14 protein-coding genes and 6 pseudogenes are annotated in these 21,889 nt (G+C 64.6%); 11 read left to right on the forward strand and 9 right to left on the reverse strand.

The features are described from left to right. Nucleotides 1–237: 237 nt before the first annotated feature. From ACETMP_RS28800 to ACETMP_RS28810, 3 genes and pseudogenes are all read right to left on the reverse strand, one after another. On the reverse strand, nucleotides 238–399 hold the full coding sequence (locus ACETMP_RS28800) for a hypothetical protein (protein ID WP_375158780.1): 162 nt from the start codon (nucleotides 397–399) through the stop codon (nucleotides 238–240). Nucleotides 400–622: 223 nt separating this feature from the next. Beyond that, entirely contained in the window at nucleotides 623–1,135 is a 513-nt protein-coding gene (locus ACETMP_RS28805; RefSeq protein ID WP_375158781.1) for a hypothetical protein, read from the reverse strand. A 597-nt stretch (nucleotides 1,136–1,732) separates the two neighbouring features. After that, nucleotides 1,733–1,932: pseudogene (locus ACETMP_RS28810) on the reverse strand (SDR family oxidoreductase); the annotation flags it as partial. A gap of 324 nt (nucleotides 1,933–2,256) precedes the next feature. On the opposite strand from ACETMP_RS28810, the pseudogene ACETMP_RS28815 reads away from it, so the two are divergent. Both ACETMP_RS28815 and ACETMP_RS28820 read left to right on the forward strand, forming a co-directional pair. Next, a pseudogene (locus ACETMP_RS28815) lies at nucleotides 2,257–3,003 on the forward strand (M23 family metallopeptidase); the annotation flags it as partial. Nucleotides 3,004–3,176: 173 nt separating this feature from the next. Next, on the forward strand, nucleotides 3,177–3,857 hold the full coding sequence (locus ACETMP_RS28820) for a helix-turn-helix domain-containing protein (protein WP_375158782.1): 681 nt from the start codon (nucleotides 3,177–3,179) through the stop codon (nucleotides 3,855–3,857). Nucleotides 3,858–3,892: 35 nt separating this feature from the next. Here the strand turns inward: ACETMP_RS28820 and ACETMP_RS28825 are convergent, their stop codons facing one another. The 3 genes from ACETMP_RS28825 to ACETMP_RS28835 all read right to left on the reverse strand — a co-directional run bounded on the left by ACETMP_RS28825 (nucleotide 3,893) and on the right by ACETMP_RS28835 (nucleotide 7,060). Beyond that, complete coding sequence (locus ACETMP_RS28825) at nucleotides 3,893–4,801, reverse strand: DMT family transporter (protein ID WP_375158783.1); 909 nt, start codon at nucleotides 4,799–4,801, stop codon at nucleotides 3,893–3,895. A gap of 244 nt (nucleotides 4,802–5,045) precedes the next feature. Beyond that, the gene (pyk, locus tag ACETMP_RS28830; protein ID WP_028138382.1) at nucleotides 5,046–6,482 is read right to left on the reverse strand and encodes a pyruvate kinase; all 1,437 of its coding nucleotides are present in this window, start codon (nucleotides 6,480–6,482) and stop codon (nucleotides 5,046–5,048) included. After that, complete coding sequence (locus ACETMP_RS28835) at nucleotides 6,479–7,060, reverse strand: DUF1036 domain-containing protein (protein ID WP_375158784.1); 582 nt, start codon at nucleotides 7,058–7,060, stop codon at nucleotides 6,479–6,481. Before ACETMP_RS28835 ends, pyk begins: the two co-directional genes overlap by 4 nt. Before the next feature lie 176 nt (nucleotides 7,061–7,236). Here ACETMP_RS28835 and ACETMP_RS28840 point away from each other — a divergent pair. Beyond that, nucleotides 7,237–7,549 (forward strand): annotated as a pseudogene (locus ACETMP_RS28840) (DUF1244 domain-containing protein). Nucleotides 7,550–7,785: 236 nt separating this feature from the next. After that, nucleotides 7,786–8,059: pseudogene (locus ACETMP_RS28845) on the forward strand (DUF2312 domain-containing protein). An 88-nt stretch (nucleotides 8,060–8,147) separates the two neighbouring features. Here the strand turns inward: ACETMP_RS28845 and ACETMP_RS28850 are convergent. The 3 genes and pseudogenes from ACETMP_RS28850 to ACETMP_RS28860 form a co-directional block, all read right to left on the reverse strand. Beyond that, a pseudogene (locus ACETMP_RS28850) lies at nucleotides 8,148–9,773 on the reverse strand (DUF882 domain-containing protein). A gap of 269 nt (nucleotides 9,774–10,042) precedes the next feature. Continuing rightward, nucleotides 10,043–12,164 (reverse strand): annotated as a pseudogene (locus tag ACETMP_RS28855) (murein L,D-transpeptidase). Nucleotides 12,165–12,496: 332 nt separating this feature from the next. Next, nucleotides 12,497–13,993, reverse strand: a complete 1,497-nt coding sequence (locus ACETMP_RS28860) for a sigma-54-dependent transcriptional regulator (RefSeq protein ID WP_375158785.1) — start codon at nucleotides 13,991–13,993, stop codon at nucleotides 12,497–12,499. A gap of 127 nt (nucleotides 13,994–14,120) precedes the next feature. On the opposite strand from ACETMP_RS28860, the gene ACETMP_RS28865 reads away from it, so the two are divergent. The 7 genes from ACETMP_RS28865 (at nucleotide 14,121) to ACETMP_RS28895 (ending at nucleotide 21,845) form a co-directional block, all read left to right on the forward strand. Then, nucleotides 14,121–16,037, forward strand: a complete 1,917-nt coding sequence (locus ACETMP_RS28865; protein WP_375158786.1) for a M3 family oligoendopeptidase — start codon at nucleotides 14,121–14,123, stop codon at nucleotides 16,035–16,037. 175 nt (nucleotides 16,038–16,212) lie between these two features. After that, a complete protein-coding gene (locus tag ACETMP_RS28870; protein ID WP_018317799.1) occupies nucleotides 16,213–16,365 on the forward strand; it encodes an aa3-type cytochrome c oxidase subunit IV in 153 nt (50 codons plus the stop codon). A gap of 138 nt (nucleotides 16,366–16,503) precedes the next feature. Continuing rightward, complete coding sequence (locus ACETMP_RS28875; RefSeq protein WP_375158787.1) at nucleotides 16,504–17,631, forward strand: Re/Si-specific NAD(P)(+) transhydrogenase subunit alpha; 1,128 nt, start codon at nucleotides 16,504–16,506, stop codon at nucleotides 17,629–17,631. Nucleotides 17,632–17,643: 12 nt separating this feature from the next. Continuing rightward, a complete protein-coding gene (locus ACETMP_RS28880; RefSeq protein ID WP_028138374.1) occupies nucleotides 17,644–17,961 on the forward strand; it encodes a proton-translocating transhydrogenase family protein in 318 nt (105 codons plus the stop codon). Between the two features lie 39 nt (nucleotides 17,962–18,000). After that, nucleotides 18,001–19,398, forward strand: coding sequence for an NAD(P)(+) transhydrogenase (Re/Si-specific) subunit beta (locus tag ACETMP_RS28885; protein WP_375158788.1), 1,398 nt, complete (start codon nucleotides 18,001–18,003; stop codon nucleotides 19,396–19,398). A gap of 214 nt (nucleotides 19,399–19,612) precedes the next feature. Further along, the gene (locus tag ACETMP_RS28890) at nucleotides 19,613–20,413 is read left to right on the forward strand and encodes an alpha/beta hydrolase (protein ID WP_375158789.1); all 801 of its coding nucleotides are present in this window, start codon (nucleotides 19,613–19,615) and stop codon (nucleotides 20,411–20,413) included. A 97-nt stretch (nucleotides 20,414–20,510) separates the two neighbouring features. Further along, on the forward strand, nucleotides 20,511–21,845 hold the full coding sequence (locus ACETMP_RS28895; RefSeq protein ID WP_375162017.1) for a sodium:proton antiporter: 1,335 nt from the start codon (nucleotides 20,511–20,513) through the stop codon (nucleotides 21,843–21,845). Nucleotides 21,846–21,889: the final 44 nt, after the last annotated feature.

Consider the following 21,889-nt stretch of genomic DNA (forward strand, 5'->3'; position numbering starts at 1 on the left):
GTCCCGTCGAGGAAGCCGGTGCTGCAGATCCGTGCGGGGCGCGGCTCCTGTCGAAGTAGAAGTTTGCGGCGCAGATCGAGGCTGCGGCGATGGTTGTTCAGTTACCGAGCGGCGGTCCGTAGGGATTTGAGGGACCACGCGTCCGGCCGCTGGGCATGGACCGGAAGCATGCCATGATTTGCCGGCGAGGATCCGGCCAGTTCGCCAGCTCCTCCGAATGTATTGTCCGCGGCCGGGTCAACTCAGGATGAAGTCGTTCGCGAACGTGATCTGGCCGGGCATGACATTCGCCAGCCAGATCTCGGAGGATCCGAACTGGACGAACACGCCGCCCTCCGCATATTCGGTCAGAGTGATGTTCTCCGCCGCGTTCTCCGCGGTGACGCCGGTGCCCCGCATGTCGATCTTGTCGCTCCCGTCGCTGAAATTGAATTCTTTTCACTGAGGCCAAAAGAGCCCCCGATATCGGTCGCCCGGAGCCCGTTTACGGTTTCAGGAGTGCCATCGAGCCCTGTCTCATTGCCCAGGTCATCAACCGAGGGGCCATAGAACTTGAATTTTGTCTGAACGTCCGCCCAACTCATGAGACCCCCCAACTTCCTTTATTTCTTTGTCGTTTTGCTTACCGCTTCGAGTCGATGCCCATGCGCTCGCGTTCGTCGCTCCAAAACTTCTCTTCCCACTTGCGATACTCAGCCTCGCTCATTGGAAAGCCGGCCAGATGCCACTGGCCACTAGCGTCGGCGTAGAGGACCGCGAAGTACTCCCTCTCCAACTCGGCTCGAGTGCGTGGCACCGGAACGAGAGAATGGATTTGATCAGTCACCCCGAACGTTGCATGAAGAACCGAATTGAGCGCTGCGTGCCCGCTGAGGACTTCGAGGATCTTGAGGTGAACCGAGAAGAGTTCCTTCGGGAGCGGATCTTGCCGATGTCCTCCACGATCCACTCGCCCACCCCGATAGGATGCCGAGCCGAGCAGCCGCACCTTCGCTAGAACCACTTCCTTGGCTGTCGTCGGTAACGTTGAGACGCGAATATCTTTCGGAGCCTCGTCGAGAAGATATGCGAGAGGAGCCTGCGAGTTCGCCACCATGTGAATCAAGCCTTCCTGATGCGGAATGTCGGAGCTCAATAGTCCTCGGTCACAAGACAGCCCGATGCACGCTGTTGCCCCCGGGGGACACGCTGCGTGTCCGCAAGACTTCGCTTCGGTGACAGATGCGAAAAAATACAGAGCGAAGAACGCGCAGGCCCGATTTTGCCACTTGCTGTGTGCAGCCGATCTCAAGCCTAGTCGGCAACCATTTGCCATAAAGAACTCGCTCGTGAAGCGTGCGTCGAACGCTATTCGGGATGTCGTCGCGTAACAGGAAATCAATAGACAAGATCGATCACGCACGGTCAAACAAGATTGTATGATTGCAATTTTAACGTTGTGCGGGAATTATGTGTGTAGCTTCGCAAGCAGGTCGGCTGCAAACGAGCTTGGACTAACAAGGATCCGGCCGACGAAATCTCTCGCCCGATCCGTGCACCGCGCATCTGCCTCCTGGAAGAAATCTTCTGCAGGAACACCACAGGGCAGGGACAACTTGACGCCGCAGTTTTAAGTGAGATGCTCAGGGACGGCAGGATGAATACTTCTTCAAAGCGTTTCAACAGACTGAAGCAAGCCGCTGCGCATCGGGGGCTTCGGTCGCGATGATCGAAGCCCTCTTGCTCGAAAGCCTCAGACCTGCGCCAGGCCGCCATCGACGAAGACCTCGCCGCCGGTCATGTAGCTGCTGTCCGATGAGGCCAGGAATGCGGCCACTGCCCCGGTCTCGCTGGGGTTACCGACGCGCCCGATGGGCGTCGTGCTGCCGAGCGCATCGAAGGCTTCCTCGCCCACGACCTCCGCGCCAGCTCCGTCTTGGTCGGTCCCGGCGCGGAGTTTAGGAATGAAACTCTTGCTTCCGGACTACATTTTGTCGCGCGCCCTTCATCAGAACGGACAGGTCGGATGAGAGCGCTTGTGTCTGTATCGGTAATCTGCGCGGTCATCACTTGGGCGTCGGTGGCTCGCAGCGCCGAGCTGCAACCGTTTGCTTGGCCGGTCGCTTGCGAGTTGGGAACGACCTGTTTCATCCAGAATTACGTCGACCATGATCCCTCGGACAAGACATTGGACTTTCGATGTGGTCACCGGACCTATGATGGCCATGACGGCACCGACATCCGGCTGCCCGATCTGGACGTTCAGCGAAAGGAGTCGAAGTCGTCGCTGCCGCCTCGGGGCGCGTTGCTCACACGCGCGACGGCATGGATGACGTCTCTGTCAAAGTCGTCGACAAAGCCGCAATCACCGGTCGGGAATGTGGCAATGGCGCAGTCGTCGAACACGGGAACGGCTGGAGCACGCAATACTGCCACATGGCCAAAGGCAGTCTCAAAGTGAAGCCCGGCGACAGCGTGAGCGCCGGGCAGGCACTTGGGCTGGTGGGGCTCTCCGGAAACACTGAATTCCCGCATCTCCATTTCACGGTGAGGCATGGCCGGGCCGTCGTAGATCCCTTCGCCGAGGGCGCCGCGAAAGGCGAATGCAACGTTGGTCGTTCGCTGTGGCAGCCAACCGGGAGCGCTGCCCCCGGCTACCGGCCGACCGAGATCATCAATGCCAGCTTTGCCGATCGAGCGGTCACCATGGACGAGATCGAGGCGGGAGAAATCAAACGATCCCTGCCTGGCGCTCACTCTGCGGCCATCGTCGCGTATGTCCGCGCCATCGGACTTCAGGCGGAGGACGAGCAAGTCATCGAGCTGAGGTCGCCCCAGGGGCATGTCATCGCGGAGTATCGCGCACCGAAGCTGCTGCGGGACCAGGCCCAATATTTCATCTCGGCCGGAAGGAGGCGCGGAGGCTCCGTCTGGCCGGCTGGCACCTATACGGCGACTTTTATTCTGAGCCGAAGAGGTGCCGAGATCGAGCGGCGGTCCTTTCAGGTGGACATCGCGCAATAGCATCTCGTCGCACGAGCCCATTCAATTCGCCCCGTTGTGACGCTTCACGCATTTCCCATCTTGTCATCTCCCCTGAATAGTTGTTCAGTCCTTGCGGGACGATTTGCATCTTTGACGTGACGACGCGTTCGGCCGCAGGGCGTGCGGCTGGCGTGTGGGACAGGAAGCGCGCCATGGTTTATCGGCGGACGCATCAAGTGGTGAAGCGCCTTGCGGCGCGACGCAGCGCGATTCTGGCGGCGGCGCGGGAGACCGCGGCAGAAGGCGGCATGGCGGCGGTGCAGATCGCGCCGGTCGCGGTCCGGGCCAATGTCGCGGCCGGGACGGTCTACCGCTACTTCCCCTCCAAGGCCGAGCTGATCTCTGAACTCATTGCCGAGGTCTCCCGCGACGAGCTTGCGGCGATCCGGCGGGCGGCCGACGCCGCCCCGGGCCCGTCCTCGGCGCTGGCCGCAGCCGTGACGACCGTGGCAGTCCATACCCTGTCGCAGCGCCGGCTGGCCTGGGGCATCCTGGCCGAGCCCGTCGATGTCGATGTCAGCGCCTCGCGCCTCGCCAGCCGGCGCGAGATCGCGGGCGAGATGGCCGCCCGGATCGACGCTGCGGTGCGGGCCGGTCACCTGCCGGCGCAGGACACCGCGCTCGCCGCCACCGCCTTGCTCGGCGCGCTGCATGAGGCGCTGGTCGGGCCGCTCGCGCCTGACAATCTCGACGATCCCGTCAAGATGCGCGATGCGGTGCAGACCGTGACGCTGCTGGCGCTGCGCGCCGTCGGCGTCATGGACGCCCGCGCCCGCGGCCTCGTGGTGCAGCAGACGCTGCTGCCGACGGCGAAGGCGCTGGTCGGGGCCTGAGCCGACCGCCACCGGGATCTCGCCCGGAGCCCCTGTTATCCCGCTACTTCAGCATTTTCCCGGCCGGACGGATCAACCCCGGTGGGACGCTTCAGAACAATGAGCCCGGCGGTCACAATGAGGACGGCTCCGGCTATCGTGGCGCCTTGCGGGATATCCTTGAAAACAAGATAGCCAATGGCTGTGGAACCGAGCAGTTCGAGATAGACCAGCGGCGAAAGGGTGGATGCTTCGGCGAAGCGGAATGCCGTGATGGACAGGACATGACTGAAAGCAGAGAGCGCACCCATAGCCAGAAAGAACACAACCGCGTCCCAAGCCGGTGTGGCCCAGGTCAAGATGGCTTGTGGCGTCAGGAGCATCATGCCGACGACAGACTGGAATGCGAGCGTTTTGACGGGATCGCTGACGAGGGAAGCCTGCCGCGTTGCGATCAGATAGAGCGCGAACGATAGCCCGGCGCCGAGCGCCAGCAGAATGCCGGGTTCGATGTCCCCGCCCGGGCGCAGAATGACGATGGCGCCGGTGAAACCCAGCGCCAGGCTCGCGATCTTTCCCGGCGTCAAACGCTCCTTCAGCACGATGGCGGAAAGCGCAACCGCGATGACCGGCCCCACGAAATAGGCGCTGACGGCTGTGGCCAGCGGAACGGTCGCGATGGACAGGAAGTAAAGCGTCATCCCGGTGACGAGGAACACCGTCCGCAGCATATGGGAGGCGCGCCGTTCGGCGGGAAACACCTCTCCTTTGTACCTGATTGCGGCTACCGGAAGGACGACGGCGCATGCCACGGCGTAGCGTGCCCAGGCGATGAAAAACGGCGAATAATCGGCGCTCAGATATTTGGCGATGCCGTCGACCAGCGGGATCGAAAGCATCGCGGCCGCCATGAGCACGATGCCCAGCGTCGGGCGCGCGCGGGCTTCGGATTCTACGGTGGCCATAGGACCGATTCCATTCGAACAACTTCTCGCCGCCCGCGCGGCTTGGTGCAGCAGACGCTATTGCCCGCGAACAAGGCGCTGGTTGGCGCCTAAAGATCGCGCCGCGCGCGCCGTGGCGACCTGATCGCGCTCAGGCCATTGCCGGAGCATGCCGTTTCGCAAGACCCCGGCAAGCGCGCCGGACGCTCCGGCTACTGTGCATGGGGTTGTTTTTCGATTTTTTGCTTGGCGGGCCCAAGCGGACCTACATATTCGCGTCGCCTTCGGGGCCGACCGAGGCGATGCGCACCATGTTGGTGGTGCCGGGGATGCCGAGCGGCACGCCGGCGACGATGATCACGCGCTGGCCGGCGCGGACGAAGCCGTCGCGGAATGCGATCTGGCCGGCGCGGGCGACCATGTCGTCCTGATCGCGCGCGTCCTCGGCCACCACGCAGTGCACGCCCCAGACCACCGCGAGCCGGCGGCCAGCGGTGATGTTCGGGGTGATCGCCACGATCGGCGGCTTCGGCCGCTCGCGCGCCACGCGCACCGCCGTCGAGCCCGACGAGGTCCAGCAGATCAAGGCGGGCAGGTCGAGCGTCTCGGCGATCTGCCGCGCGGCATCGGCGATGGCATCGCCTGCGGTGGCTTCCGGCGCCGGGCGCTGGGCCATGATCACCGACCGGTAGGTCGGGTCGCGTTCGACCTCCTCGCCGATGCGGTTCATGGTCGAGACTGCTTCGACCGGGAATTTTCCGGCGGCCGATTCCGCCGACAGCATGATGGCATCGGCGCCTTCATAGACGGCGGTGGCGACGTCGGAGACTTCGGCGCGGGTCGGGACCGGCGACTGGATCATCGATTCCAGCATCTGGGTCGCGATCACCACCGGCTTGCCGGCGCGGCGCGCCATGCGCGTCATCTGCTTCTGCAGGCTCGGCACGCGCTCCAGCGGCAGCTCGACGCCGAGGTCGCCGCGCGCCACCATCAGCGCATCGGAGGCCTCGATGATGTCGGCGAGGCGGTCGATCGCCTGCGGCTTCTCGATCTTGGCCATCACGGCGGCGCGGCCGCGGATCATCTTCTTGGCTTCGAGCACGTCGTCGGCGCGCTGCACGAAGGACAGCGCGATCCAGTCGACGCCGGTGACGAGCGCGGCCTCGAGGTCGGCGCGATCCTTCGGCGTCATGGCGGAGACCGGCAGGTCGGTGTCGGGCAGGCTGACGCCCTTGCGGTCGCTCATCTTGCCGCCGACCACGACACGCGTCACCGCATGCTCCTTCGAGGTCTCCTCCGCGATCAGGCGCACCTTGCCGTCGTCGAGCAGCAGCGCATGGCCGGGCCTGAGCGCGGCCAGGATCTCGGGATGGGGCAATTGAACGCGCGTGGCATCGCCCGGCGCCTTGTCGGAATCGAGTGTGAAAGTCTGGCCGTTCTGGAGTTGGACCGAGCCTTCGGCGAAGGCACCCAGCCTGAGCTTCGGGCCCTGGAGATCGACCAGGATGCCGATCGGCCGGCCGTAGCTCGACTCGACGTTGCGGATCGTCGCCACCAGCTCGCGCATCTTGTCATGCGGGGTGTGGCTCATGTTGATGCGAAACAGGTCGGCGCCGGCCTCGAACAGGCGGCGGATCATCGCGAGGTCTGACGACGCCGGTCCCAGGGTCGCGAGAATCTTGATACGGCGAAGACGCCTCATGGCTTATTTCCAGACGGGGGTGGCAGGCCGGGCGAGCCGGGGGGCGTAGCACCGGGAGGGCCATTGGGCAAACCGGGAACCCCGCCCGGGCCAACCGGGCCGGGCAGGCCGGGCACGCGCTGTTGCGCCGGCTGTTCGTTGGCGTCGGTCAGCTGCACCGTCCAGGCCCGCTGCTCACCGGTGTCGACCTCGAAATAGCCGGTCCGGTCGTAGCCGCGCGCGAGGCAATCCTCGGTGCCGCGGATGGTGAACTCCTTGTCGCGCGAGCACATGAAGGCCTGCCCCGACCACTCGCCGCCGCGATCATAGTCGATCGCGTAGATGTAATAGTAACGGGCCACCAGCGTTCCGCGCAGCAGGGTCTCGCAGGAGCGGGAGGAGATGTTCCACCAGCCCTCGGTGGTCCAGCCCTCTGCGTCCTTGTAGCCGAGCGCAATGCCGACCCGACTCGACGTGTTGTTGCAGAGGCGGAAATCGGCGGCGGCCGGGCTGGCGCAAAGGCACAGCCAAGCGACCATCAGCACCGGGACCAACCGGGCGAGCAGGCGAAGCGGGGAGCGGGGAGATTCGGCAATCATTGTCGCGGTTAGCTATACCAGATCATTGACGATTTGGCGTAGGGCCGGGAACGGCCCCCAAAGAGCGGCAGGCCAGCTTCCGGCCGGTTTGCGCCGGGATATGGCAGAATCTGTGACAGCGCCCACCTGATCCCGTAAGGGTGACCTCCATCGGGGCAGGCCCAAGGGATACAGCCATGGCAATCGACGACAAAACCAGGACCGAGCTCGAGGCGGCCGCTTTCCGGCGCCTGGTCGATCACCTGAAGACGCGGACGGATGTTCAGAACATCGACCTGATGAATCTGGCGGGCTTCTGCCGCAACTGCCTGTCCAACTGGCTCAAGGAAGCCGCCGACACCCAGGGCGTCGCCTTGAGCAAGGACGAGAGCCGGGAGGCGGTCTACGGCATGCCCTACGAGACCTGGAAAGCGAAATACCAGGGCACGGCGACGCCGGAGCAGCCTCGAGACGATGAAGAAGGTCCATCCGCACGGCCACGGGCACTGAGCGGGTTTTTTCCGTCATTCCGGGGCGGTCCGCAGGACCGAACCCGGAATCTCGAGCTTTCGGGTTCGATGCTTTGCATCGCCCCGGAATGACGACATCATCTCCTGTGGGCGCGCTGTGGACGAGCGCGATGCTGCCTTGAACGCGGTCGGCACCGACCCTAAGGGTTCTAGCCAGCACGCGCGGTGAGGATGCCGGCGTCACCTCGTTTTGCCAGTTCCATTGGGAGTACCTAGATGGCCACCTCCGCCGCCGTCCGCGACGACGAGCCCGCGACGAAATTTGCCAAGGACCAGCTCAAGTCCATCATCGAGCGCATCGAGCGGCTGGAGGAAGAAGAAGAAGGCGATCTCCGACGACATCCGTGACGTCTATGCCGAGAGCAAGGGCAACGGCTACGACGTCAAGGCGCTGCGCACCATCGTGCGCCTGCGCAAGCAGGACCCCAACGAGCGCGCCGAGGCCGAGACGATCCTCGAGACCTACATGCAGGCTCTCGGCATGATCTGAGGCGTGTCGCCTCAAGCCCTGCTGCCGTAGCCCGGATGTCGCTTCGCTCATCCGGGCGACGAAACTGAGCTCCTGGAAAGTGCTTCTATCAGCGTAGCGCGGCGGTGCGCACGACGAATGACGTCGTCTGGAGCTTCGCGGTGGCGCTGCCGGAGAACGTCTCGCAGGACAGGCCCTGCATCGGATCCTCGGCAAAACCCATCGCGATCACGGTGCGCGGCTTGACGAAATAGGCGCGCAGCGCCGCCGTATCGAGCTCGCCCATCAGCGTCACCGACATCGCATGGCTGGCGCTCGGCGACAGCATCACGACCTTGAGCCAGACGCTCTCGCCCTTGGCGGCGGAGAGGCGCGTCGCGGTCGCGACCATGCCGTCGATGCTCTTGCCGACCACCGTGTTGATTTCCGTCGCCTGAGCAAGGCTGCGCGATGCGGGGCGGGCCGAACGCGGAATCGGCGCGGAGGCGGCGACGACATTGGCGCGGTCGACCGGGGAGGCGGCCGGCGCGTAAGCCAGCGCCTGAAGAGCTGCGTTGGGCAGGCTCGCGGTTGCTTGCGGATCGGTCGCGGCGGCAAGAGCCTGGCGGGCCTTCAGTGCGGCGACCTGGGCCGGCGTCGCCTGCTGCGGCGTGGCCGGGATATCATCCCAGAAGCCGCGGGCATTGATGATGTCGGCCGGGGTCTCCGGCTTGCCGTCGACGGATTTGGCGGCAGCGGGCTTGTCAGCCACCGGCGCGGGCTTCGGCTTGGGGGCGCAACGAGCTGCGCATCGGCCGAGGCGAGCTGGATCATGGCCATTTGCGGCTTCGCGCGCGGCGTCGGCACCGGCTCGGCGGGCTTTGCTGCCGCTGCGACGACGGTCGGGACCGCGGGTTTCGCTGCCGGGGTGGGGGCGCCCTCGTCATCCTCGTCGCTGCTGGCGGCCGGAGCTGCCGACTTGCCCTTGAACAGCGCGGCAAAGAAGCTCGGCTTGCTGCCGGAATCGTCGCCGCTGCCGCGGCGCTCGATCTCCGCCTTGGCGACCTCATAACCCTTCAGGGGCACGCCGTCGGTCGGCAGATGCACGGTCTTGCCGTCCGGGAAGACGCGGGCGAGCTGGTCATGCGTCATGCGCGGCCAGTGCCGGACGCTGCCGGTGTCCAGATGCACGAAGGGCGAGCCGGACGTCGGATAGAAGCCGACGCCGCCGCGCTGCAGGCGCAGGCCGGCAAAGCAGAATCTGCTCCAGCGGCACGCCTGGGATGTAGAAGTCCATCGCATGTCCCAGCATATGCTGGCTGGAGCGCGCCACGCCGGAGGAGCGGCGGCGGAGCATGGCGTTGGTGGCGGGCGAGCGATAGGAGGAGATGATCTGGATCGGCTGCTTGCCGTCGACGTCGCGATAGACTTCCCAGAGGATGTCGAACAGGCGGCGGTCCATGACCGTCTGCTCCTGGGTGCGCCAGTCGCGCAGGAAGTGGTTGAGCTGCTTCAGCGCTGCTTCGTCGTAGCGCCCGTCACGCTTGAAGGTGACGGTGAGGTCTTCGCCGGAATGGGTGTGATGGAAGGAGAGCGTCTTGGTCTCGTTCAGCGCAGCGGCGTCATGAACCGAGCCTGCGCCCGCAAGCAGCAATGCGGCAGTGAGGCCGATCCGCGAACCGGCCTTCACGCCCGCATGGGACAACGACAGCACAGCGAATTGGCGTGCGAGACCAGTCAGCACGTATGAGCCCACCCAGTCGACAAGCGTTCAATGGACTCTCCCGCCAACCCCGTTAGCAGTGCGAAAGAGGATGAACGCTTTCTTAAAGCGAGAAGGTTAATTCGAGGTTGACCTTCCCGCCCCCAAACCAAGTCAGAATACGATCCTAACCGGTTGACTGTGGCAAAAAAACGCCCGCTGCCCGGACTCGGGTGGAGAATGGTTAACGTTAAACGGCCCCGTCCCTGGGACGGAGCCGTTGATACCGTTGCGGAATTCGAAAAATACCCGCCGAAATGGGCTCAGCGGGTGAACACCCGCTGCTGCTGCGGCCGCCTGCCGACCGGCGCCGGCGGTGCCGCCGGGGTCGGCGCCCCGAACAGGCGCTCGAAGAAGTTCGGCCCGGAGCCGAAGCCGCCGCCATTGTTGGCCACCGCCACGCCCGAGGGCAGGGTCGTCGCCGGGCGCGAATAGCTCGGCTGCGAGTGCGCGACCACGTTCTCGAGGATCCTTGCCGCGGCTGTTCTTCAGGATGTTGATCATGACGGCGTCGCGGCCATAGACGTCCTTGCGGAATTGCAGCTTGCCGGCGTCATCGACGAATGCGGTCTGATAGGTGATGTTGACCGGGATCGGGGTCGGGAATTTCAGGTCGATCTCGCTCTTGCCGTACATGCTGCGGATGCGCTCGGGCGTGTACTTCTCGTTCGGCATGACGATGTTGAGCAGCACGGAGGCGTACTGATCCGGATTCTGCACCCGCATGCAGCCATGGCTGAAGGCGCGCTCTTCCTTGGCGAACAAATGCTTGTCCGGCGTGTCGTGCTGATAGACCAGGAACTTGTTCGGGAAGTTGAAGCGGACACGGCCGAGCGCATTGGCTTCACCGGGCGGCTGCGAGATGTGCACCGAGCCGTCGCGGTTCTGCTCGAGCCTGAGGCCCATGCGCTGAAGCACGGTCGGGTCCTGCTGCAAGGCCGGCAGGTATTCGTTGTAGACGATCGACGGAGGCACGTTCCAGGTCGGATTGACCGTGATGTACTTCATCGTCTCGGTCAGCAGCGGGGTGGCATGCTTGCCCGGCTTGCCGGTGACGACGCGCGTGGTCCAGACCTGCTGGCCGCGCTGCATCACCTTCAGCGTGAAATCGGGAATGTTGAGGATGACATAGGCATCGCCCAGCGAGGGCGCGCCGAGGTCGCGCGGCAGCCAGCGCCAGCGCTCCATGTTGACCAGCACGACGTCGATCTGCTTGTCGCGCTTGGGCGTATTGAGCGCCTTGACCGTCTTGTCGTCGAGAATGCCGGTCGGCTTCAACTCGGCGCTGCTCTGGAATTTGCGCACCGCGTCGGCGACGGCGGCGTCATAGCGGGTGTCGCCGGGGTGCTCGGCGAGGCCCAGCTTGGCGCGCAGCTGCGGCACGCGCGGATCTTCCACGACGATCTCGGCCTGCTTCTTCGTGGCCGCCGTGTACTTCAGCGCCGGACCGTCGGCGATCTCGATCACCGGGCCGTTGCCCTGACCGCGAAGCTCCGCGAGCTTGGCCTTCAGCTCCTTGTAGAGCTTGTGCGGCGGGTTGTAGCTGTCCAGCGCTGCGGAAGCGTCGGCCGCGGTCGTGACCTTGGCGAGCACCTCGTTCGGATCGACCGGATGCTCGGGATAGAGAATGTCGCCGCTCGCCTGCGACCAGTGCATGCGGCCGCTCTGGGCATGGCGCGCATAATCGAACATGCTGGCGGTGAGCTTGAGCTCGGCATCGGCCAGCGCGTCGGGCGTGGTGGCGTTGGCGAAATCCGGCACCGGATAATCGGCGGGATTGAGGCCATCGGAGGCCGCGTCTTTGAGCCGTGCAACCACGCCCTTGGCCGCAGCGGTGAGAGTGCCGCCTTGAGTCCAGACCGGCGCGAAATCGCGTGCGCTGTAGAACTTTTCGACCGCGGCGCGCTCGTTCTTGCGGTCAAAGTGCCGCGAGGTCTTAGCGCCGATGATATCCCTGAGCCTGTCGGCGACCGGCTGGTCGGCGGCGGGAACGTTGCTCGCGGCCTTGACCGGTTCGGCGGCCGGAGCCGCAGCGGGTGCCGCAGGGGCAGCCGGCGTTGCGGTGGCGGGCGAGTTGGCGAGCTCGGAAGGCTTGGTCTCGACCTTGTCAGGCGCGGGGGCGACGTCAGCCTTCACCGGCTCCTTCGGCTCCTTGGCGGGATCCTGAACGGTGGCGGTGGTGTCGAGCTTGATGTCAGCCGCGGTCGGGGGCGGGACGTTGGCCGGCTCGGGACGCGGGATCGCGGCTTCGATCGCGAGCTCGGCCGCGCTGCTGCGTGCCTGGTCCTGCGCCAAGGCCGAGCTGGCCGACACCGTGAGGAAGGTGGCCGCGACCGTCATCAAGACGCGGTCAAAGCCCGCACGGTGGTTCAAACAGTCACGCATTGTGTCGCACCCCTCGGGTGAACTGTCCCTCATGGAACAGCTTCGTTATCGCCTAATGAGCTTCGGCTAAATCGCGCCGGCCTCTCGAAAGTTGCACGCCTGCACGCAACGATTCCCACGCAGACGATATACAGGCCCCGGTTTTGCAGCCAGCGCTACCCGGGACAGTTCACGCCAAACTGACTTCAAGGCAGCCTCTTGGCAACGGATTGTGCGCTTGCCCCACGCGCTTTTCCCTGTGTCTGTCACTTCCAAGTCACGGTTCAACAAGCAGTCGAATTCTGTCGTCGTGGGAACGGCTTACAGCCGCCCCTCGCATTGCCCAGCGAGGCTCAGTGCGTCTCCTCGCCGCTTTTCCCGCCATGGCCGGGAACCCCGGCTTCGTCGAGCTTGCGGTAGAGGGTGGACCGGCCGATTTTGAGGCGGCGGGCCACCTCGGACATCTGGCCGCGATAATGCGAGATCGCGAAGCGGATGATCTCGTTCTCCATGTCCTCGAGCGGGCGGACCTCGCCGGTCGGGGTCAGCATGGCGAGAGTTCCGGCGGCCGGAAGCGGCGCAATGGGGATTTCATGACCCGACACCACAGAAGGACTGGCCGCCGGTTCGAGCATCAGCGGGGCGGTCGGAATCTCCGCGATGGGCTGCGGCTGCGAAGCGAGCAGGGGGAAATCGCTGAGGCCGAGCTGGTCGCCGTCGCTCATTACCACGGCACGGTAGACCGCGTTCTCGAGCTGGCGGATGTTGCCGGGCCAGTCGAGCTGAGCGAGATGCGCCATCGCCTCGCCGCTGATGCCGGCGATCTGGCGATTCTCCTCGGCGGCAAAGCGCGCCAGGAAATGCCGGAGCAGATGCGGGATGTCCTCGCGCCGGGCCCGGAGCGAGGGGATCGTCAGCGGCAGCACGTGCAGACGATAGAACAGGTCTTCCCGGAAGTGACCCTGCTTCACCCGCTCCAGCAGCTTGCGATTGGTTGCCGAGATGATGCGGACGTCGACCTTGACCGGCTTGCGGCCGCCGACCGCCTCGACCGCACCCTCCTGAAGCGCGCGCAAGAGCTTGACCTGAGCGGTCAGCGGCAGCTCGCTGACCTCGTCCAGAAACAGCGTACCGCCATGGGCCTCGACGAACTTGCCCATGTGCCGCTCGGTGGCGCCGGTGAAGGCACCCTTCTCATGGCCGAACAGGATGGATTCGACGAGGTTGTCGGGAATGGCGCCGCAATTGACGGCGACGAACGGCTTTGCCTTGCGCTCGCCGCTGCCATGGATGGCGCGTGCAAACATCTCCTTGCCGACGCCGGACTCGCCTTCGATCAGAACGGGGATCGAGGAGTTCGCCGCCTTCCGCGCGGCGCGCATGACCGGCGCCATCGCCTCGGCGCGGGTGATGATGTCGGAGAAGGTCAGCCGGCCCTCGCGGCTGTGCCGGATGCGCTGCAATTCACCCTTGAGCGCGGAGACGTTGAGAGCGTTGCGCAGCGAAACCTGAAGTCGCTCCAGACCGACCGGCTTGACCACGAAATCGGCCGCACCTGCGCGCATCGCCGAGATCACGTTGTCGATGCCGCCATGCGCGGTCTGCACGATGACGGGGACGCTGAGGCCCGCTTCACGCATCTTGGCCAGCACGCCCATGCCGTCGAGGCCGGGCATCACGAGATCGAGGATGACGCCGTCGATGGCCGGAGCATCGGGAGCGGTGAGGGCGGCGATCGCGGCATCGCCGGAATCCACGACGACCGTCTCATAGCCGCATTTCTGCACCATGTTCTCGACCAGCCGGCGGGCTACGGCGTCGTCGTCGGCGATCAAAATACTGGCAGCCATGGTGTTCCCCGCACGCTACTACTATCTGTCTCGAATCGGGGCACTCTGGCCGAAGCCGATTAACGCACTCTTAAACCTTGATGCCCACGCCTGCCGCCGCGATTGTTGAACACAGGTTTCCCACACAATGAATTCGCGCTCCAACTCTGCTCTCAAGAAGTCTGCTCTCCGCAAGCCTGCCGCCAAGACATCTGCCGTCAAGAAATCCGCCAAGAAATCCGTCGCCAAGGCAAAGCCCTCCAAGACACTCGCAAAGCCCGCGAGCAAGACCGGCAAGCTTCCGGAGTGGAACCTGGCCGATCTCTATTCCGGGATCGATGCGCCGGAAATGACGCGCGATCTCGAAAAGATGGCTGCCGACTGCATCGCGTTCGAGACCGACTACAAGGGCAAGCTGGCGACAGGGACAGCAAACGAAGATGGCGGAAAATGGCTCGCAGAGGCCGTGCGTCGCTATGAGGCGATCGATGATCTCGCCGGCCGCCTCGGCTCCTATGCCGGGCTCGTCCATGCCGGCGACAGCATGGATCCCGAGATTTCAAAGTTTTATGGCGATGTCTCCGAGCGGCTGACGGCGGCATCGACGCATCTTCTGTTCTTCGCGCTCGAGCTCAATCGCGTCGATGACGATATTTTGAACCGCGCCATGCAGGCTCCCGAGCTCGCTTACTACCGTCCGTGGATCGAGGATCTGCGCAAGGAGAAGCCGTATCAGCTCGACGACAAGCTGGAGCAGCTTTTCCTGGAGAAAGCCCAGACCGGCTATTCCGCGTTCAACCGGTTGTTCGACCAGACCATCTCCGGCCTGCGTTTCAAGGTCGGGTCCAAGGAGCTCGCGATCGAGCCGACGCTGAACCTGCTGCAGGACCGCGATGGCTCGAAGCGCAAGAGCGCGGCGGAAGCGCTGGCGAAGACGTTCAAGGCCAATGAGCGCACCTTTGCGCTGATCACCAACACGCTCGCCAAGGACAAGGATATCTCCGACCGCTGGCGCGGTTTTCAGGACGTCGCGGATTCCCGGCATCTCAACAACCGGGTCGAGCGCGAAGTGGTGGACGCGCTGGTCGCCTCGGTGCGCGCGGCCTATCCGAAGCTGTCGCATCGCTATTATGCGCTGAAGGCGAAATGGTTCGGCAAGAAGCGGCTGGCCTATTGGGACCGCAACGCGCCGCTGCCGTTTGCCGCGACCGACGTCATCGCCTGGCCGGAGGCGCGAAGCATGGTGCTGACGGCCTATCGCGGCTTCTCGCCCAAGATGGCAGACATCGCCGAGCGCTTCTTCACCGATCGCTGGATCGACGCGCCGGTGCGGCCGGGCAAGGCGCCGGGTGCGTTCTCGCATCCGACCACGCCGTCCGCGCACCCCTACGTGCTCATGAACTACCAGGGCAAGCCGCGCGACGTGATGACCCTGGCTCACGAGCTCGGCCATGGGGTGCACCAGGTGCTCGCCGCGAAGAACGGCGCGCTGATGGCGCCGACGCCGCTGACGCTGGCGGAGACCGCAAGCGTGTTCGGCGAGATGCTGACCTTCCGGCGGCTGCTGGCGCAGACCAAGAGCGCCAGGCAGCGCCAGGCGCTGCTGGCCGGCAAGGTCGAGGACATGATCAACACCGTGGTGCGGCAGATCGCGTTCTATTCCTTCGAGCGCGCGGTCCACACCGAGCGCAAGAACGGCGAGCTCACGGCGACGCGGCTCGGCGAAATCTGGCTGTCGGTGCAGGGCGAGAGCCTCGGGCCGGCGATCGAGATCAAGGCGGGCTACGAGAACTACTGGATGTACATCCCGCACTTCATCCACTCGCCGTTCTACGTCTACGCCTATGCCTTCGGCGATTGCCTCGTGAACTCGCTCTATGCCGTCTACGAGAACGCGGCCGAGGGCTTTGCCGAGCGCTACCTCGACATGCTCGCCGCCGGCGGCACCAAGCATTATTCTGAGCTGCTGCGACCGTTCGGGCTCGATGCCAAGGATCCCAAGTTCTGGGATGGCGGCCTCTCGGTCATTGCCGGGATGATCGACGAGCTGGAGGCGATGGGCTGAGCGGGCGATCGCTTCGTCCTAACTGGTGCTCGGGGCGGCGGCTGATACCGGATCCGCGGCAATTGGAATTCCAAATGACCTGATTTGCGGGAAAACCGCGCCCCCCTGCCGTTGCCCTGCCCGAGAGTTTGCGGTATCCCAGCCCACGAATTGAACTTTCGACTGGGGACATTCCATGGCTGACCATAGCGAAGTGGCGTACAGCACCGCCGACGGCAACGACTACGTTGCTCACGAGCAGACCTACGAGGGCTTCATCAAGCTGGTGAAGTACGGCACGGCCTCGGTCGCGCTCATCGTGATCCTGATGGCGATCTTCCTGACCTGATCGATCGGCAGCTGCACACGCCAGCGGCAGCAGCTGCCCAGAATATTTGCATTCAAGCCGGTACCAAAACCGGTATCGAACGCCGCGGGAGTAACGCTCAAGTTTGTGCGCGCGCTGTCCCGCGCCGCCGGAGGACCTATGAAGATCGCCGTTGCCAAGGAAATCGATCCATCGGAGCCGCGTGTCGCCGCTTCGCCTGATACGGTGAAGAAGTTCAAGGCGTTAGGCGCAGAGATCGCCGTCGAGCCGGGCGCCGGTATCAAATCGGGCCTGCCGGATTCCGAATTCACCGCCGCAGGTGCCATTGTCAGCGCCGACGCGCTGAAAGATGCCGACATCATCATCAAGGTGAAGCGCCCCGAGGCCTCGGAGCTGTCGCAGTACAAGCGCGGTGCGCTCGTCATCGCCATCATGGATCCCTACGGCAACGAGGCCGCGCTGAAGACGATCGCCGATGCCGGCGTCTCCGCCTTCGCAATGGAGCTGATGCCGCGCATCACCCGCGCACAGGTAATGGACGTATTGTCCTCGCAGGCGAATCTTGCCGGTTATCGCGCCGTGATCGAGGGCGCCGAGGCCTTCGGCCGCGCCTTCCCGATGATGATGACGGCGGCCGGCACCGTGCCTGCGGCCAAGGTGTTCGTGATGGGTGTCGGCGTCGCCGGCCTCCAGGCCATCGCGACCGCGCGCCGCTTGGGGGCGGTCGTGACCGCGACCGACGTGCGTCCCGCCACGAAGGAACAGGTCGAATCGCTCGGCGCAAAATTCCTCGCTGTCGAGGACGAGGAGTTCAAGAACGCGCAGACCGCCGGCGGCTACGCCAAGGAAATGTCCAAGGAGTATCAGGCCAAGCAGGCCGCGCTCACCGCCGAGCACATCAAGAAACAGGACATCGTGATCACCACTGCGCTGATCCCGGGCCGGCCGGCGCCGAAGCTGGTCAGTGCCGAGATGGTGAAGTCGATGAAGCCCGGCTCGGTGCTGGTCGATCTCGCCGTCGAGCGCGGCGGCAATGTCGAGGGTGCGAAGCCGGGCGAGGTCGTCGACCTCGATGGCATCAAGATCGTCGGCTACACCAATGTCGCCGGCCGCGTCGCGGCCTCGGCCTCCAGCCTCTACGCGCGCAATTTGTTCTCCTTCATCGAGACCATGGTCGACAAGAAAGAGAAGAAGCTCGCCGTCAACTGGGACGACGAGCTGGTCAAGGCGACCGCGCTCACGAAAGACGGCGCCGTCATCCACCCGAACTTCCAGCCGAAGGCATAAGGAGAGATCGCCATGGAGCATGTCGCACAGGTCGTCGACCCCTTCGTCTTCCGGCTGTCGATCTTCGTCCTCGCCGTCTTCGTCGGTTATTTCGTGGTGTGGTCGGTGACCCCGGCGCTGCACACCCCGCTGATGAGCGTGACCAACGCGATCTCCTCGGTGATCGTGGTCGGCGCGCTGCTCGCGGTCGGCGTCGGCATGGTTTCGAGCGGTTCGGGTTGGGCGCGCGGCTTCGGCTTCGTCGCGCTCATCTTCGCCTGCGTCAACATCTTTGGCGGCTTCCTTGTCACCCAGCGCATGCTGGCGATGTACAAGAAGAAAGCCAAGTAAGCGGCCACCTCGGGCTGAAGGGATCAATGGGGACCTGAGATGAGCGCCAATCTCTCTGCATTCTTGTATCTCGTGGCGGGGGTGCTGTTCATCCTGTCGCTGCGCGGGCTGTCGAGCCCGGCAACGTCGCGCCAGGGCAATCTGTTCGGCATGATCGGCATGGGCATCGCGGTCGCGACCACGCTCGCCAGTCATCCGCCGGCGGACGGCGTGGCCTGGATCCTGGTGATCCTCGGCATCGCCATCGGTGGCGGCATCGGTGCGGTGATCGCCCGCCGCGTGCCGATGACCTCGATGCCGGAGCTGGTTGCCGCCTTCCACTCGCTGGTCGGCATGGCCGCGGTGCTGGTTGCCGCCGGCGCGTTCTATGCGCCCGAGGCGTTCGACATCGGCCAGCCCGGCGCCATTCATGCATCGAGCCTGGTCGAGATGTCGCTCGGCGTCGCCATCGGCGCACTGACCTTCACCGGCTCGGTGATCGCGTTCCTGAAGCTGTCCGCGCGCATGAGCGGTGCGCCGATCATCCTGCCCGCCCGCCACATCATCAACATCGCGCTCGCCGTCGCGCTGGTGTTCTTCATCGTCCGTCTCGTCCTCACCGGCGGGGCGTTCGACTTCTGGATGATCACGATCCTGGCGCTGGCGCTCGGCGTGCTCATGATCATCCCGATCGGCGGCGCCGACATGCCGGTCGTGATCTCGATGCTGAACTCCTACTCCGGCTGGGCTGCGGCCGGCATCGGCTTCACGCTCGGCAATTCCGCCCTGATCATCACCGGCGCGCTGGTCGGCTCGTCCGGTGCGATCCTGTCCTACATCATGTGCCACGCGATGAACCGGTCCTTCATCTCGGTCATCCTCGGTGGCTTCGGCGGCGAGACCGCCGCGGCCGGTGGCGGTACGGGCGAGCAGAAGCCCGCCAAGCTCGGCTCGGCGGACGATGCCGCCTTCATCATGAAGAACGCGCAGAAGGTCATCATCGTGCCCGGCTACGGCATGGCGGTGGCGCAGGCCCAGCATGCGCTGCGCGAGATGGGCGACATCCTGAAGAAGGAAGGCGTCGAGGTGAAATACGCCATTCACCCGGTGGCAGGCCGTATGCCCGGCCACATGAACGTGCTGCTCGCCGAAGCCAACGTGCCCTATGACGAGGTGTTCGAGCTCGAGGACATCAACTCCGAATTCGCGCAGGCCGACATCGCCTTCGTGATCGGCGCCAACGACGTCACCAACCCGGCGGCCGAAGAGGACAAGACCTCGCCGATCTACGGCATGCCGGTGCTGCAGGTCTGGAAGGCCGGCACCGTGATGTTCATCAAGCGCTCGCTGGCCTCCGGCTACGCCGGCATCGACAATCCGCTGTTCTACCGCGACAACACCATGATGCTGCTCGGCGACGCCAAAAAGGTCACCGAGAACATCGTCAAGGCGATGTAGGCGCGCGAAGGAAGCGGACCGTGGCCATCAACACGGAATGGCACCGGTCCCATCGCATGCTGCCCAAGGCCACCCGCGAGCAGCGCGTCAAATGGCACGCCGCTCACCAGGCGGCGTGCGGCTGTCGCGACGTACCGGCAAGCCTTCGGCCCGACGTCATGAAATTGCTGCGGAGCGGTCGCAAGCCCTGAGTTCAACCGGGGCCGGCCGCGCCATGATCAGCATCGCCAAGTGGACTGTCATCCTGCTCGCGACCGTCTATCTCGCCGGGCTCGTCGTGCTGTATGTCCGGCAGCGCGAGATGCTGTTTCCGATCCCGCCCGTCGGTCGCACTGCACCCGATGCCGCAGGTCTGCCCGAGGCAGAAGAGCATGTCCTGACCACTCCGGATGGCGAGAAGATCATCGTCTGGCACGTGCCGGCGAGGCCGGGCCGGCCCGTGATCCTGTATTTCCCGGGCAACGGCGATTTCCTCGCGGGCCGCACCGATCGCTTCAAGGCGATGATTGCCGACGGCACCGGTCTCGTCGCGCTGTCCTATCGCGGCTATGCCGGCTCGAGCGGCGCGCCGAGCGAGCCGGGCCTGCTGCGCGACGCGGCCACCGCCTACACTTTCACCAGCGCGCGTTATAGGGCGGAACGAATCGTCGCCTGGGGCTTTTCGCTCGGGACGGGCGTGGCGGTCGCGCTCGCCTCCGAACGCGCCATCGGCAAATTGATCCTGGAGGCGCCGTATACCTCGACGGCCGACGTTGCAGCATTGGCCTTCCGGTACGTGCCGGTGCGCCTTCTCATGCGCGACCAGTTTCGCTCCGACGAGCGGATCGCACGCGTCACGGTGCCGCTGTTGGTGATGCATGGCACCAATGACCTTGCCATTTCGATCCTGTTCGGGGAGCGTCTGTTCGCGCTCGCGCATGAACCGAAGCGGTTCATGCGCTTTGCGGGCGGCGGACATGACAATCTCGACAGTTTCGGTGCGGTCGAAACGGCAAGGCGCTTCATTGGATATTGAACGACCCGTCACGCGGCTCAGGGGCGCATTCCTGCTCGCCATCCTCACCTTGTTGCCGCAGCCGGCCTGGGCCGCAACCGGGCTCGATGGTGCGGCGATGCGCTGGCCCTATGCGCTGCCCTTTGCCGGTCTGTTGCTGTCGATCGCGCTCGGACCGCTGCTGTATCCGAAGATCTGGCATCATCATTACGGCAAGATCACCGCCGCCTGGTCGCTCCTGGCGCTGGTCTCGCTCGTGATCTTTGCCGGCAGCATGGCGACGCTGGCGGCGCTCGTGCATGCCATGCTCGCCGAATATCTCGGCTTCATCGTGCTGCTGTTCTCGCTCTATGTCGTGGCCGGCGGCATTCTCATCACCGGCGACATCAAGGCCACGCCGGCGATGAATGCCGGCATCCTCGCGCTCGGCACGCTCGGGGCGAGCATCGTCGGCACCACGGGTGCCGCGATGATCCTGATCCGTCCGCTGATCCGAGCCAACCGGCCGCGGCGACACAACGCTCACGTCATCGTCTTCTTCATCATCCTGGTTGCCAATGTCGGCGGCGCGTTGAGCCCGCTCGGCGATCCGCCGCTGTTCGTCGGTTTCCTGCATGGCGTCGACTTCTTCTGGACCACACGGACCATCTGGCTGCAGACCGCGCTCGTCGCCGGATTGCTGCTCGCGATTTTCGTCGCCATCGACGTCTGGTGGTTCCGCAGCGAGCCTTTGCGCGAGGAGGCCGTTTCCGCCGAGCCGGTCCGCATCCGCGGCCTCGTCAATCTCGTCCTGATAGCTGCCATCGTTGCCTGCCTGCTGATGTCGGCGATGTGGAAGCCCGGCATTGCCTTCGACGTTCTCGGAACGAAGGTCGAGCTGGAGGATCTGGCGCGCAATTTGGCGCTGCTGGCCATCGCCGCGCTGTCGGTGTGGCTGACGCCGGACGAGCACAGGCTGGCCAACGGCTTCACCTGGGAGCCGATCCGCGAGGTCGCAAAGCTGTTCGCTGGCATCTTCGTCGCCATCATCCCGGTCATTGCCATGCTCAATGCCGGTCACAATGGCACCTTCGCGTGGCTATTGTCGGCCGTGACGGCACCGGACGGCGCGCCGCGCGAGGTCGCCTATTTCTGGTTCACCGGCTTGATGTCGGCATTCCTCGACAATGCGCCGACCTATCTGTTGTTCTTTGAGCTCGCCGGCGGCGAACCGCAGGTGCTGATGAATCAGCTCTCGGGCACGCTCGCCTCGATCTCCATGGGCGCGGTCTACATGGGTGCGCTCACCTATATCGGCAATGCACCGAACTTCATGGTGAGCAGCATCGCCAGCGAGAACGGCATCAAGATGCCGAGCTTCTTCGGCTATTTCTTGCGCGCCGGCGCAGTGTTGATCCCGCTGTTCGTGCTGCTGACGCTGCTGCCGGTCTCGCCGATCCTGCACTGGCATTGAATCTCGTGCCTGATTTGCTACTGCTCATCCGAGCAGATGGAATT

Source organism: Bradyrhizobium dasycarpum (genome assembly GCF_042019905.1).
Lineage (GTDB): Bacteria > Pseudomonadota > Alphaproteobacteria > Rhizobiales > Xanthobacteraceae > Bradyrhizobium > Bradyrhizobium japonicum_B.

Excerpts from the sequence above, each read along its gene's own strand:
- ACETMP_RS28835 (WP_375158784.1), bottom strand. The coding sequence starts at position 7,060 with ATGATTGCCGAATCTCCCCGCTCCCCGCTTCGCCTGCTCGCCCGGTTG.
- ACETMP_RS28885 (WP_375158788.1), top strand. The coding sequence starts at position 18,001 with ATGAGCGCCAATCTCTCTGCATTCTTGTATCTCGTGGCGGGGGTGCTG.
- ACETMP_RS28825 (WP_375158783.1), bottom strand. The coding sequence starts at position 4,801 with ATGGCCACCGTAGAATCCGAAGCCCGCGCGCGCCCGACGCTGGGCATC.
- ACETMP_RS28865 (WP_375158786.1), top strand. The coding sequence starts at position 14,121 with ATGAATTCGCGCTCCAACTCTGCTCTCAAGAAGTCTGCTCTCCGCAAG.
- ACETMP_RS28860 (WP_375158785.1), bottom strand. The coding sequence starts at position 13,993 with ATGGCTGCCAGTATTTTGATCGCCGACGACGACGCCGTAGCCCGCCGG.
- ACETMP_RS28800 (WP_375158780.1), bottom strand. The coding sequence starts at position 399 with ATGCGGGGCACCGGCGTCACCGCGGAGAACGCGGCGGAGAACATCACT.
- ACETMP_RS28895 (WP_375162017.1), top strand. The coding sequence starts at position 20,511 with ATGCGCTGGCCCTATGCGCTGCCCTTTGCCGGTCTGTTGCTGTCGATC.
- ACETMP_RS28870 (WP_018317799.1), top strand. The coding sequence starts at position 16,213 with ATGGCTGACCATAGCGAAGTGGCGTACAGCACCGCCGACGGCAACGAC.
- ACETMP_RS28820 (WP_375158782.1), top strand. The coding sequence starts at position 3,177 with ATGGTTTATCGGCGGACGCATCAAGTGGTGAAGCGCCTTGCGGCGCGA.
- ACETMP_RS28890 (WP_375158789.1), top strand. The coding sequence starts at position 19,613 with ATGATCAGCATCGCCAAGTGGACTGTCATCCTGCTCGCGACCGTCTAT.
- pyk (WP_028138382.1), bottom strand. The coding sequence starts at position 6,482 with ATGAGGCGTCTTCGCCGTATCAAGATTCTCGCGACCCTGGGACCGGCG.
- ACETMP_RS28875 (WP_375158787.1), top strand. The coding sequence starts at position 16,504 with ATGAAGATCGCCGTTGCCAAGGAAATCGATCCATCGGAGCCGCGTGTC.
- ACETMP_RS28880 (WP_028138374.1), top strand. The coding sequence starts at position 17,644 with ATGGAGCATGTCGCACAGGTCGTCGACCCCTTCGTCTTCCGGCTGTCG.